Source organism: Achromobacter sp. CF-sbj1-Ac2-l (genome assembly GCF_052698165.1).
The window spans coordinates 3,301,558-3,314,779 of sequence record NZ_CP199855.1 but is presented as its reverse complement, the minus strand read 5'-3'; the positions used below and the strand labels follow the sequence as shown (position 1 = coordinate 3,314,779).

Here is a 13,222-nt window from a genome sequence, read left to right as displayed (position 1 = left end):
GCGTGGCGCGGAACGCGCCCGGACCATCGGCGAAGCGGGGCCGGGCGCGGTGGGCCGCGTTCAGAAAGGGGCGCGCTCAGAACTGATAACGCACGCCGATCTGGCCGTTGTAGTCGTGCTTGAGCTTGCCGGCGAAACTGCTTTCCACCTGGCTGTAGAGGCGCCAGTTGGCGGACAGCCTGGCGTTCAGCGACAGGTTCACCAGATAGCGGCTGTCGTCCGCCATCGGCTTGCGCAGCACGTCGTCCGGATTGCCGTTGTTCACGATGTCGACGCTGCCGCCGCGCCGCAGGTTCTGCAGCCGGAACAATCCGGCGGACACGGCCAGCGCCTGTTGCTCATCGGACTGCAGGTTCAGGCCGACGGCCGCGCCGATCTTGGCGTAGACCGGCCGGCTGGCATTGACGCGCACATCGACGCTGTCTTTGCCGCCATGCAGGGTGTAGCCGCTGGTGGCGCCCGCGACGACTTCGGCCGATGGCTCGATGAAGGCGCTGCCGTTGAACAGGTTCTGCCGCCATCCCGCCTGCACGCTGGCCAGCAGCGAGGTCGAGCGCGCACCTCGCGCGCCGATGTCCAGTTGGCCCGGGAACTGGTAGGTCTGGTTGGTTTTCAGGTACTTGGCGACGACGTCGATGAACGGGCCGTCCTCGTGGATCAGGGCGTAGTAGAGACCGATGCCGCCCGTGGTGTGCCGCTCCGACAACTGGCCTTCGCCCTGGCCGGAACCCTGTGTGTAGCTGCCCATGATGCCGTATAGCTGCCTGCCCTGCTTGCGGTCGAGGCCGAATTGCAGCGTGGTGTGCTTCAGGCGGATCTGCTGGTAGTCGGCCCGTCCATGGCTGGTCTTGATCCAGAGTCCGGCGTCTTCATTGAGCTGGCGCACGTCGCCCAGGCGCTTGTCGAGCTGGTTGGTTTCGAGCACGAAGGCGACGCGCGGCAGGCTGGCCAACGCGCCGGTGCGGTCGATCTGCCGGCGCACCTCGGTGATCTGTCGGATGGTGCTTTCGTCCGCCGCGACGCCCGCCTGTCCCAGGCGCTTGATGATTTCCTCGCGCGACCGCAGGCTGTCCAGCTCGGTCAGCCTCAACGACACGGCCGTGAACAGCGACAGGCCGGGCCTGGCCTGCGCGCCGCCGCCGGCATCCGGGGTGACGACAAGGACGGGATCGTCGGCGGGCTGTGGCGCGGGTTCGGTTGCGGCGGTATCGCCGGGGGCTTCAGGTGAGCCGGAGGAATCGCCCGTTTGCGGCGTGTCGGTGGCGCCGGGGTTGGTGGCGGGGCCGGGATCGCCATCGGGCGCGGCCCCGTCGCCGGGACTGGCGCCGCCGCCCTGCGGCGTCTCGATATCCGGCATTTCGGCGGGCTTTTCTACCGGCGGTTCCGCAGGTTTTTCGACTGGCGGGTCAGCGGGCTTTTCGGCCGGCGGGTCGGCGGGCTTTTCGACCGGCGTGTCGGCAGGTTTTTCGACTGGCGGGTCAGCAGGTTTTTCGACCGGCGGGTCAGCGGGCCTTTCAACCGCCCTGTACGCCAACTGCCATTTTTTCTCCGTGTCGGTGCTGACGATTTCAAGGTTGGGTACGTAGACGGTCAGGCCCTGCGTGACCGAACCGGTCTTGAAATAGCTGTCGGCCGTGCCCACGGGCGCGGACGCCAGCAGCAGACTGCCGCTGGCGTTGTCCGGCACCTCGCCACGAACCAGGAGCGTGAGGTCCAGGCTGTTGTCATCGCCCAGCGCCTCGGTAGCGACGTGGATGCTGTCGCTTGCGCCGTCCTGGGGCCGCGCGGTCAGGGCGAAATGCACGCCGCTGGCGTTCAGGGTGTCGGTTTGCAGGGTGCGCGGCGTCCAGTCGGCCGCCTGGGGCCGGGACAGCTCCACGCGGCCGCCCGTCGGCAAATGCAGCGCGTCGAACTGGCGATCCTGGCTCAAACGCCAGGGGGCGTCGCCGCGCATACTGATGAACCACCATTGCCGCTGGTCGCCGTCATGGCTGACCGCGAGGCCGCCGAGCCACGGGTTGGTGTCCTCGCTGGCGCCGGCCGTGCCATGGATGTCGGCCCGCTCCAGTTGAAACAGGTCAGCCGGCGCAGAGGAGGGGGCGCTCAGCAACAGGTCTTCGCGCGCGACTGGCGCGGCGCTGGCGGGGCGGTCGCCGAAGTCGGTGATCCGCAAGCGGTTGCCGCTGCCGCTCAGCCCGGTGGTGATAATCAGGCGGTCATGATCGCCGCCATTCGGATCGACCCGCAAGGCAAACGTGCTGTCCGTCGCGGCGACGGTGTCGGCTGTGAGGGTGTAGGCGGACGGGCTTGCCGCCGTTGGCGACAAAATGCCGGCCACGTCGGGGCCGGACTGCGCCCGCGCCATGAATCCATTCCGGGTCTGGGTCATGTCGTCGAAGCTCAACAGCGCCTGGGTCGCCTGGAGTTGTTTCAGCGTGGAATCGCCCGTGACGATCCAGTGGGCCTTTTCCTGGACCCGCATGCTGGCCTGCGCCGCGTTCACGCTTCCCGCGTAGATCGTTTCCGGCGCGTCGGCCGTGGCCGAGGCGCCCAGCGTGATGCGGCTGGCCGCCGGGCTGGAGAGGTCGCTGAACGAATGGCTGCCCGGCGCCAGGTACAGGTTCGCATTGTCGCCCTGCAACGCGATGGCCTGGGTGAAGTAATGGGCCGGACCCGCGGGCGCGCCGGACAACGTCAGCGCCGCGCCGTCCGCCAGCGTGACGGCGCCGTCGTCGTACCAGCCGCCCGAGGCCTTGAGATGCGCGCCGCGTTCCAGCGTCAAGGGACTGCCGGCGAACCGGCTGTGACCTGTCAGCGCCGCCTGATCGGAAAGCACGCTGACGGCGCTGCCGCTGGCGTCGATGGCGCCGTTGAATCTCTCGCGGATTTCCAGCGTGGAACTGTCCTGCAAGGTGACCTTTCCGTGGTAGCTGCTCTTGTCGGCATCCGTGGCGGCGATGGAGGTGCCCCGTTCCGGTTCCTGCGCCAATGGGCCGCCGTCGTTCTTGTTGATGTACAGCGACGGGCTGCCCAGGATGACCCGCGCGCGGCGCGCGTCGATGTCGCCCTGCAGCGTGGCGTTGCGCGCCAGGCGGAAAGTGCTGTCCGTCAGCGCCAGCTTGCCGAGGGTGAAATGGCGCGTTTCCCAATCCGGCTGGTCGAACGATACGGATTGGGTCAGGACCGAATCATCGCCGATATCCCGCAGCATCTGGGCGACATCCGGCGTATTGGTGGCATGGATGACGGGATGCCCCTGGAAAACCACTTCGCCCTGGCGCGCGCTGACGGCGTTGTCGCCAATGGCAATGTCGCCGTCGGCGATGAAGGCCGTGTTCGCCTGGTTGACGATGTCGACGTCGAGATTGTCTTTCAGGGATCCGGCAAAAATGAATGCCGTGCGAGGGGGAAAGTACTCCCGCTTGCGCGCATTCGCGATTTCCAGCGCGGGATCCAGGAATTGTCCGGCGTATTCCCAATAATCGTCGCTGGCTTGGGAACCCGTGGAGGGAACGGTGGCGAAGCTGTTCTGCTTCAAGACAAAAAAGCTGAGGCCGCGCTTGTACAGGTCGCCCCGCGATCCGGTGCCCGCGCGCGACGGCATGATGATGTAGTCAGTGACGGCAGCGGGGCCGACCGGGCTCAGGTTGACCGTCACGCCGGCCTTTCGGGCGGCGTGGTTGGCGATCGTGGCGCCATGGTCCAGGGCGTTGTCGGCGAGCTGGTTGAACGTGATGTCGTTGCCGTTGATGTCCAGCACGCCGCCGCGCGCGCCCCACTGGATGCGGTCGGGATTGACCTGCCTGGCGTCGCCCAGCACGACTTCGGCGCGGCCGCTGGCAATGGTGATGCCGGCGAATGCCTGGACCTTGTCGTCAGCGCCTGGCTGTTGCGCGAGGATGACCTTGCCCTCACCCACGCGCAGGCCGCCCGGGTTGACGCCGGTGCCGCCGATGGCCAGGGTGCCGGCGCCGATCTTGTGCAGGTTGTCGCCGGCTACGCCATTGACGTTCCACGCGACCGTGACGTCCTGCTTCACGTCGATGCCCGCGCCCATCCAGGTCTGGTTCGTGTCGGGGGAAACGGTGTAGTCGTTGTGGAAAGTCAGCGCGCCGGCGCCCTGGTTGACCGAGTCTTTCAGGCGGATCTGGCCCGCGCCCGTGCCGCTCGCGGTGCGAAAGGCGAGGTTCTTTCCCGCATCCAGGCCAGGGAAGTCCAGCGCGCTGTTGGCCAGCGCAAACGTCGGCGACTTCTTGTAGCCGTGCATGGCGTAGGCGGGGCCGGCGGTCTGTTGCAGGGCGCCCGTGCCTTGCGTACTGTCGAAGGTCCAGGCCAGCGCCCCGTTGCCGGCCGTGTGGATGACGTCCGGATCGTTGTCCTTCTTGAGAATGCCGTCGATGAAGTCATCGGGCAGGTGCGACCAATAGACGTAGCTGCCCTGTTCGGACATTTTCAGGTCCGCCGCCGTGCCGGCGACCACCCATTGTGCCTTCGCGGCGTCCCAGGCAAACAGGGGGGAGCCGCTGTCGCCTTGCTCCACGTATGACGGCAGCAGGCCCTTGTCTCCCTGGGCGATGACGAAAGTCTCATTCGACCAGGTCGGCGTCACCATGCCGCCCGTCGCCCATCGGTAGGCATAGCCGAGATAGTGCTCGCCGTCCTTGAGGGGCTTATTGGCAGGGTTGGGATCTTCCCCCGCCATGTTGACGCCCAGGTCTGGATTCGGGCCGACGAACTGGATACCCATGCCGACGCGGTAGAACAACGGAAACTGCTGGCGCTGCGCCTCTGTCCAGCGGTCCTTGTCGTTGCCGTCCAGCGCCGGCACCGGCGCCCGCGCCACCACGGACCTGGCGATGGGCGCGACGTCGGTCACCAGTTTGCTCATGCGGGTAAGGTCGAAATCCCATTCCTGGGTGTAATCGCGGATCGCATGATAGTTGGGATGCAAGTCTCTCCTGACCTGCGAGTACACCGTGCCGCCGAAGCGGGCCTCGTCGTGATCGACGTTGTGCGCCACGCCCACGGCGTATTGGGGCGCGATCAGGGTTTCAATGGCGCGGTCGTTGCTGACGCTGGAAAAATCGATGAACGGGATGGCGGCGCTTGTATTGCCGCGCAGCGTGCCATCCTTGTTGAGGATGGGAATGCCCAGGGCGCCGGGCTGGAAAGCCCCCTTGTTCTCGGCGAAATCGCGGTAGGTCTGGTAGGGAATGTCGATGCTGACGTAGCTGGCGCAGGCCGCGCCCGGCAAGAGGGCGGCGGCCAGCAGGGGCAGGCAGGCCGCGAGCGCGGCGCGCCGGCCTTGCCCGCGAGCGCGCCGGGTGGCGCCGATGGTCGAGCCCCGCTTGCGCGCGCCGCAGACTTCGGAGACCGGGACCAGCAGGTTTTGATGGTTGTACTTGAGCGAGTGGATCTTGTTCATGAGGAGAGGGGGCATGCGCCAATGGAAAGCGCAGGGGCGGGCATCGGGGGGGCGGTCGGCATCGCCTCGAGCAGGCGAAGGGTGTTTGCCGGGCCGCGCATCGTGGGATGGGATTGAACTTGAGTTTGGCGAGCCTGGCGTCGCAATCGTCGATAAATCAGACGGCTTCAACCTCACGGCATCGGACCAGCGGATGCGACCGAATTCCTGGTAATGTTCTGCAACCCTGGAACCTCCCGTTTGCAGAGATGCGTCGCCCGCCGCTTGCCATGCCGTCGCCCCGCGTCAATCCGCCATGCCTCGCGCCGCGCGCGGCCGCCGCCCTGTTGGGCGACCGATTGCCCGCGCGGCTGCTGGTGCCTTATCTATTGGCGGCGCTGGCGCTGGCGATCGCCTATGGCGCCAGCTTCCTGTTGGTCGATGCCTTGCGCGCGGCCGGCTTTGACGCGGCCGATGCCGGCACCGTCATCAGCATTGGCACGGTGGCGACACTGATCGGGGCCGGCGGGGCCGGCAGGCTTGCGCAGCGCGCCGGCATCCTGCCCGTGATCGCGGCGGCCGCGGTGGTCATGGCGCTGGCGATGGCCTGCTTTGCCGTGGTTGGCACGGCCGGCATCGGGATGGCCTATGCCGGCGGCGTGCTGCTGGGGCTGGGATGGGCGCTGTTCTACATGCTGGCGCCGATCCAGTTGATCCATTGCCTGAAGCCGGCGGCCCGGCTGGAGGCCCTGACCCTGTTGTCCGGTTCGCAGATGCTGGGTCTGGGGCTGGCCGCGCCGCTCGGCCATTTCCTGGCGGACAGGTTCGGCGGCGCCGCGTTCGCCTTTGCCGTCTATGCGGCGCTCAGCGCCGTGGCGGCCGCATTGGCGTGGCGGCTGCGGCGCCCGCTGGCGCGCCTGCCGCAACTGCCGCTGGACGCCGTGGCGCTGACGCCGCCGGCGATGGCCTGACGTATTCGACCCTGAACGCGATGGTCGTCAACCTGGCCGGCGAGTCGAACCTGTCCATTCCGGTGGCGTCGCAGGTATTCACCCTGGGCTACTTCGCCGGGGCGTTCGGCTTTCCGTACGTCGCGGGCAGGCTGATCGCCGCCCACGGCATCGGCTTCGCGTTGGCCGCGATGATGGCGCTGGTCGCGGTCAACATCGCTATCATCGGCGTGGTGCTGCTGCGGGGCCGCCAGGGCTGACCGTCGCGGCGTTCGCGCCGGGCGGCGTCATGGCGCCGCCCGGCGCACGGAGGCCATCAGGGCTGCCCGGATGCCTGCTTCTTCCACAGCTCCCAGGGGCGGTTCATGACGCCCGCCATCATGTCGTCGGCCATGGCGGCTTCCTCGTCGGACAGGTAGGTGATCTCGCCGTTCAGGCCGATGGCCTTCTGCTGGAGCGCCGCATTCATCTCGGTGTAGATGGCGCGGTAGACCGCCACGGGGATGTCGCCGCCCACCGCGACGAAGCCATGTCCGCGCATCAGCGAGACCTTGCTCTGGCCCAGGGTCCGCGCCAGTTCGCGGCCATGGTCGCGATTCCTGACGAGCATGTCGGTGTGGCCGAAGCAGCAACGGATGTCGAACACCGGGGCGCCGGCGCCGAGAAACCCCGCCATGTGATAGATCGGGCGCAGGCGCACATTCGATCCGGCATAGGGGATCACCGACGGCGAATGGCTGTGGACGATGGCCTGCACGTCGGGCCGCGCGCGGTAGATCTCGCCGTGGATGTAGCGCTCCAGATAGGGCTTGCGCGCGTCCGCGCCGGCCGGCTCGGAGGTCTCGTCGAATTCCATGATGTCCTGCGCGGTCACCAGTTCCGGCGCGAGCGAGCGCGACAGCAGGAAGTGCGCGGGATTGCCCGGGTGGCGGACGCTGACATGGCCGAAGCCGTCAAGGACGCCGAAACGCGCCAGGATGCGGTTGGCGGTGACCAGGTCGTCGATGACCTGTTGGTGTTGCGTGGGGGTGCTCACGTGATTTTTCCCTTGTCGTTCGTGGTGGCTATTGGGCGTCCAGCGAAATGCCGGATCTGCTGGCCAGCGCGCTGTACAGGCCGAGATCGCCGTCAAGCTGCCGCGCCATCGCGGCCGGGCCGGTCTCGACTGCCTCGTAATAGCGGTCGCGGAATTCCTGCTGCACCGCCGGGTCCTTCATCGTCGCGGCTACGGCCTCTTCGAATTTCGCTTTCACGCCCGCCGGCAGATCGCGCGGACCGAGGATGCCGAACCAGACGGAGATGTCGAGGTCGCCGAAGGGCGCGGTCTCGGCGATGGCGGGCACGTTCGGCAGGAACGAGACCCGCTGCCTGGATGCCACCGCGATCATCCGCAGCTTGCCGGCGTCGGCGTGGGGCGCCAGGTTGGGAATGGTGCTGAACAGCACCGGCACCTGGTTGCCCAGTCCGTCGTTGATGGCGGGCGCGCAACCCTTGTACGGCACGTGGACGATGTCCAGCTTCGCCATCTGCTTGACCGACTCGCCCACGAAATGCTGGGGCGTGCCGTTGCCGCAGGACGAATAGCTCAGCTTGTCCTTGTTCTGCTGGATATAAGCGACCAGTTCCGGCACTGTCCTGGCGGGAATGGCGGGGTTCACGCCCAGCGCGACCGGCGCCGAAACCAGCAGCGAGATCGGCGCCAGGCTTTTCTTTACGTCCGGCGTGCCGCGCATCTGCAGCGCGGCGTTGATCGTCAGCGTGCTGTTGGTCAAGAGGAAGGTATAGCCGTCAGGCGCCGCGCGCGCCACCTGCTGCGCGCCGATGTTGCCCGAGGCGCCCGGCTTGTTATCGACAATGACGGTCTGGCCGCCCAGCCGCTGCGGCAGTTTCGCCGCCACCAGGCGGGCCACGACGTCAGCGCCGCCGCCCGCGGCGAAGGGCACGATCAATGTGATGGGCTTGGCGGGATAGGGGGCCTGGGCCCACGCGGGCGCACCTCCCAGCGCGAGCGCGATGGCGGCGCCCAGCCGCCAGCGCCTCGCCATGCGTGGCTTGGTCATGTTGATGTCTCCGTATGGTGTTTTTATGTGGAGCCATTATCTGGACCCGGCCATGCGAGTTCCAATGAAAAAATATTATTTTCCATACGATGCCGCGTATGGCTGTATGGGCCCGCAGGGCTATGGCCCCGCCATCGGTGGCGGTCAGGCGAGGCGCGGCCTCACCGTGATGGCGCGGCGAACGGCGTCCTCACGCGGCGGCCCGCAGGCGGAAGCGGTGCACCACCTGTGCGAGTTTCTCTATGCCCGGGCCGATATGCTCGGCGCGGATGGAGGTGAAGCCGACGCGCAGGAAGTTGCGCGGCGCGCCGGCGGCGTCCATGAAGAACACCTGGCCCGGCTCCACCACCACGCCTTCGGCCTGCGCCGCCTGCGCCAACGCGGTGGCGTCCAGCCATTGCGGGCCCTTGAGCCAGCACGATGACGAGCCGGTGATGGGCACGGCGGTGAAGTCGGGCAGCCAGCGCGCCAGCGCATCGGCGAGCTCGGCGCCGCGCTTCTGGTACGCCTGCGACTGGCGCCGCAGCAGCGAATGGTGGTGCCCCAGCGAGATGAACAGCGAGAACGCGCGCTGGATATAGGCCGATGGGTGGCGCAGCATCAGGCGGCGCAGCGCGCGCAGTTCGGCGGTGAGTTCGCGCGGCGCGACGATGTAGCCGATGCGCAGCCCCGGCGCGAATGACTTGGCCAGGCTGCCGACGTAGATGACGCGGCCGTCGCGGTCCAGGCTCTTGAGCGCCGGGATGGCGCCGTCGCCCCAGCGGCTTTCGCTTTCGAAGTCGTCTTCGATGATGAGGCTGTCGGCCCGGCGCGCCAGCGTCAGCAGTTCCTCGCGTCGCGCCGGCGACAGGGTCACGGTGGTGGGGCACTGGTGGCCCGGGGTGACGAACACGTAGTCGCAGCCCAGCAGTTGGGTGCCGGTGCGCAGGCCCTGGTCGTCCACCGGCAGCGGCAGCAGGTGGCGGGTATGGCTGGCGAAGATGTTGCGCGCGTCCGGGTAGCCGGGGTCTTCCATGCCGACCACGGTGTCCTCGTTGACCAGCAGGTCGGCCAGCAGGTAGAGCGCGTGCTGGGCGCCGACGGTGATGACGATCTCCTCGGCATCGGCCCACACGCCGCGGCGCGGCAGCACCTGGGTGCGGATCTGTTCGATCAGCGCGGGATCGTCATGGGTGATGAGGTCGGGCGCCCAACTGCGGATGTCCAGCACCGACAGCGCCTTGATGCAGCATTCGCGCCAGTCGGCGGTGGGGAACAGGTCCTGGTCGAACTGGCCATAGACGAAAGGGTAGGGCTGCTTTTGCCAGTCGCGCGGCTTGACGATGTTGCGCTGGCGGCTGGGACGAAAGCGCAGCCGCTCGTCCCAGCGAACGTGGTCGACCGACGAGGCGGGCCCGCTGTCCATGCTGGGAGGCGCGGCGCGCCCTTCGAGCACGCCGTCGTGGACGAAATGACCGCTGCGTTCGCGCGATTCGAGGTAGTCTTCGCTGACCAGTTGCTGATAGGCGAACACCACGGTGTTGCGGGCAATGCGCAACTGGTCGGCCAGGTAGCGGCTGGATGGCACCGGCGCGCCGGGCGGCAGGTGCCCGCTGAGGATCGCCGACACCAGCATCTGCCGCACGCGGCCCTGCAGGCTGAGGTTGGGGGCGCTTTCCCGTTCGAACAGGCGTTCCCACAACACAGGCTTGAGCATCGAGGCCTGGCTGGACATGGCGGCTCCTTGTAGGGGGCGCGTCTGGCCCGGTCGGCACGCTGGAGCGGCCGACACCGGGGACGCGCTCCCAGGATAGAGTAGCCGTGCGAAAAAAAGGAATGCGGGATTGCCCTGTCGATGGGCAGGGTTTGGGCGTATCGGCGCAAAAATGGAACGGTGAGCGTCTTAGACCCGTCCCTTCCAAGGAATCGCGAACCTCTCCAGATACCGCACCAGCAGATCGAACGCGAAGGCGAACACGCCGATCACGATGATGCCCATGATGACCGTGTCGCTGGCCAGGAACTGCGCAGCGTTCAGCACCATGAAGCCCAGCCCGCGATCGGCCGCCACCATCTCGGCGGCCACCAGCGTGGTCCAGCCGACGCCGATGCCGATGCGCATGCCGGTGAAGATCTCGGGCATGGCGGCCTTCAGGATCACGTGCCAGACGATCTGCATGCGGCTGCCGCCCATGGCGTAGGCGGCGTGGATCTGCTCGATCGACACCGAGCGCACGCCGGCGCGCGCGGCGATCGCCATGGGCGCGAAGATGGCCAGGTAAATCAGCAGGATCTTGGGGAATTCGCCGATGCCGAACCAGATGATGATGAGGGGCAGGTAGGCCAGCGGCGGCAGCGGACGGTAGAACTCGATCGGCGGATCGAAGATGCCCCGGGCGTAGCGGTTCACGCCCATCAGGATGCCGACCGGAATGGCGGTGGCGCAGGCCAGGAAGAAGGCCGAGAACACCCGCGTCAGGCTGGCCAGGGCATGCTCGGCCAGGGTCGAGTTGGCCACGCCGTCGGTCATGGCGGACACGAACTTGCCGTACACCGCCTGCGGCGACGGCAGGAACAGCGGCTTGACCCAGCCGGCGTTGGTGGCCAGGAACCACAGCGCCAGCAGCGCGATGCTGGTCAGCAGGCTGATGTGGCCGCTGTAGCCGGCGCCCGGCGCGCCGTACACCTTGCCGGGCGCGGCGGGCCGGCGGCCGCCCAGCCCGCTAGGCATGGACGGCCTGCGCGTCGGCGGCGGCAAGTTCGTCGCCGTAGATGATGCCGAGGACTTGTTCGCGCATGGCGATGAAGTCGGGACTTGATTTGATGCCGCGGCCATCGCGCGTCTCCAGGTAGCGCCGGTTGAAGTCCGGCTGGAAGGTGTGGGTGATGCGTCCCGGGCGCGGCGACATGACGATCAGCCGCGAACCCAGGAACAGCGCCTCCTCCACGCTATGGGTGATGAAGAAGAACATCTTGCCGGTCTGGCGCCAGATATCCAGCAGCAGCTCCTGGATGGTCTCGCGCGTCAGCGCGTCCAGCGCCGCCATCGGCTCGTCCATCAGCAGCATGGCCGGATCGCAGGTCAGGGCGCGGGCGATGCCCACGCGCTGCTGCATGCCGCCCGACAACTGGTAGATCATGTGGCGGTGGAAGTCCTTCAGGCCCACCAGCTCCAGGTTGCGGCGCGCGCGGGCGCGCCGCGTCTCCTTGTCCACACCCTGCAGCTTGAGGCCGAATTCGGTGTTTTCCAGCACGTTCAGCCAGGGCAGCAGCGCGTGCTTCTGGAACACCACGCCGCGGTCGGCGCCGGGGCCGGTAATGGGGCGTCCGCCCAGCGTGATCTCGCCGTCGGTGGGTGACAGGAAACCGGCCAGGAGGCTCAGAAGGGTGGTCTTGCCGCAGCCGGAGGCGCCCAGCGCGACGACGAATTCGCCGGGTTCGATGGTCAGGTTGACGTCCTGCAGCGCGATCACCGGTCCGCTGTCGTGCAGGCCGGGGTAGGTGACGCTGACGTGGTCCGCGCGCAGGGCCTGCGCGGCGGGCGTGGCGGGTGGAGTCATGCGGGGTCCCCTTGCATGGTGCGACGCCCGCGGCCAGGCGGGCGCCGGGACCGGGCGCGGCTTGCGGCGCGCCCGGCGTCTCGCCGCGGCTATTTGGCGGCCGCTTTGGCGTACTGGTCGGTGACGTGGGCGCTGTAGTCGTCCAGCGACTTGTCGATCTGCTTCTGGTCCTTGAGGAATTTGGCGCTGGCGGCGAAGGCGCGCGCGGCGCCCGATTCCTTGCCGCCGCCCAGCCATTCGGGCGAGGCCTGTTCCTGGGCGGTGGGGAAGGTCAGCAGCGTGAGCGCGGTGGCGACGTCGTCAGGCTTGCCGCCGATCAGCTTGACGATGCTCTTGACCTGCGCCGAATCGGCGGTCCAGGCGGCCGGGTTGGCGCGATAGGCAGCGTACGACTTGGCCAGCACGGTGGTGAAGGCGGCCATGAACTTGGGGTTCTTGGCGGCCCAGGCGCGATCGACCACCAGGCCGTCGAAGGTCGGCACGCTGGCGCGGCCGATGGCTTCGGAGTCGGCGATGACCTTGCCCGTCTTCTCGATCTCGGTCAGCGCGGGCGGCCAGACGTAGGCGGCGTCGATGTCGCCGCGCTGCCAGGCGGCCACGATCTGCGGCGGCTGCATGTTCAGGATGCGCACGTCGCGCGGGTTGATCTTCCAGACCTGTTCCAGCCCCACCAGCAGGTGAAAGTGCGAGGTCGATACGAACGGCGTGGCGACGCGCTTGCCCTTCAGGTCGGCGGTGCCGTTGATGCCGGAGCCGTTGCGCGCCACCAGCGCTTCCGACTTGCCGATGTTGTCCAGGATCCAGAACAGTTGCAGGTCGACGCCGCGGGTGGCGGCTGAGGTGATGCCGGTGGAGCCGAGCACGCCGACCGGCACGTTGCCCGAGGCCAGGGCGGTGGAAATGTCGCCGCCCGAGGTGAACTGGCGCCAGTCGACCTGGTAGCCGGCGTCTTTCAGGGCGGCATCGAAGCTGCCATCGGCGATGGCGGTCAGGAAGGGGCCGACGATGAGCTGGTAGCCCACGGTCAGGCGGGTCTGGGCGTGGACGGGCGCGGCCAGCAGGGTGGCGGCCAGGCCGGCCAGGATGCCGCGGCGGATGAGGCGGTATAACGCGTTCATGGGTGATCTCCGATAGAGAATGGGCCGCGCCCCGACGCGACCCGGCTTGTGCCGGTGCGGCCTGTGGTGCCAGTTTGCCCGGATGGGGCCACAGCGCTAGGGCCAGATGCCGTATTCGATAGGAGCCAAGGGGGGTGGCCCCCCTTGGGGC

The 13,222-nt window shown here is 67.8% G+C and carries 9 protein-coding genes; 2 read left to right on the top strand and 7 right to left on the bottom strand.

The genetic code is table 11. The annotated features are described in order from the left end of the window. Positions 1–76: 76 nt before the first annotated feature. Positions 77–5,440, bottom strand: a complete 5,364-nt coding sequence (locus ACUDCK_RS15110) for a S6 family peptidase (RefSeq protein ID WP_244976948.1) — start codon at positions 5,438–5,440, stop codon at positions 77–79. 254 nt (positions 5,441–5,694) lie between these two features. On the opposite strand from ACUDCK_RS15110, the gene ACUDCK_RS15105 reads away from it, so the two are divergent. Together ACUDCK_RS15105 and ACUDCK_RS15100 are read left to right on the top strand one after the other, a co-directional pair. Beyond that, positions 5,695–6,375: an MFS transporter gene (locus tag ACUDCK_RS15105; protein ID WP_217481231.1), complete on the top strand. Its 681-nt coding sequence runs from the start codon at positions 5,695–5,697 to the stop codon at positions 6,373–6,375. A 20-nt stretch (positions 6,376–6,395) separates the two neighbouring features. Further along, complete coding sequence (locus ACUDCK_RS15100; protein WP_217481230.1) at positions 6,396–6,614, top strand: hypothetical protein; 219 nt, start codon at positions 6,396–6,398, stop codon at positions 6,612–6,614. A gap of 56 nt (positions 6,615–6,670) precedes the next feature. Here the strand turns inward: ACUDCK_RS15100 and ACUDCK_RS15095 are convergent, their stop codons facing one another. The 6 genes from ACUDCK_RS15095 to tauA all read right to left on the bottom strand — a co-directional run bounded on the left by ACUDCK_RS15095 (position 6,671) and on the right by tauA (position 13,071). Further along, positions 6,671–7,390, bottom strand: a complete 720-nt coding sequence (locus ACUDCK_RS15095) for a class II aldolase/adducin family protein (protein ID WP_081273529.1) — start codon at positions 7,388–7,390, stop codon at positions 6,671–6,673. Between the two features lie 28 nt (positions 7,391–7,418). After that, positions 7,419–8,414, bottom strand: a complete 996-nt coding sequence (locus ACUDCK_RS15090) for a tripartite tricarboxylate transporter substrate binding protein (RefSeq protein ID WP_054504290.1) — start codon at positions 8,412–8,414, stop codon at positions 7,419–7,421. Between the two features lie 190 nt (positions 8,415–8,604). Beyond that, positions 8,605–10,128, bottom strand: a complete 1,524-nt coding sequence (pdxR, locus tag ACUDCK_RS15085) for a MocR-like pyridoxine biosynthesis transcription factor PdxR (protein WP_175167998.1) — start codon at positions 10,126–10,128, stop codon at positions 8,605–8,607. A gap of 168 nt (positions 10,129–10,296) precedes the next feature. After that, the gene (locus ACUDCK_RS15080) at positions 10,297–11,124 is read right to left on the bottom strand and encodes an ABC transporter permease subunit (RefSeq protein ID WP_063583226.1); all 828 of its coding nucleotides are present in this window, start codon (positions 11,122–11,124) and stop codon (positions 10,297–10,299) included. After that, on the bottom strand, positions 11,117–11,953 hold the full coding sequence (locus ACUDCK_RS15075) for a taurine ABC transporter ATP-binding protein (protein ID WP_049074125.1): 837 nt from the start codon (positions 11,951–11,953) through the stop codon (positions 11,117–11,119). Before ACUDCK_RS15075 ends, ACUDCK_RS15080 begins: the two co-directional genes overlap by 8 nt. Before the next feature lie 89 nt (positions 11,954–12,042). Then, positions 12,043–13,071, bottom strand: coding sequence for a taurine ABC transporter substrate-binding protein (gene tauA, locus ACUDCK_RS15070; RefSeq protein ID WP_175167997.1), 1,029 nt, complete (start codon positions 13,069–13,071; stop codon positions 12,043–12,045). Positions 13,072–13,222 lie beyond the last annotated feature (151 nt).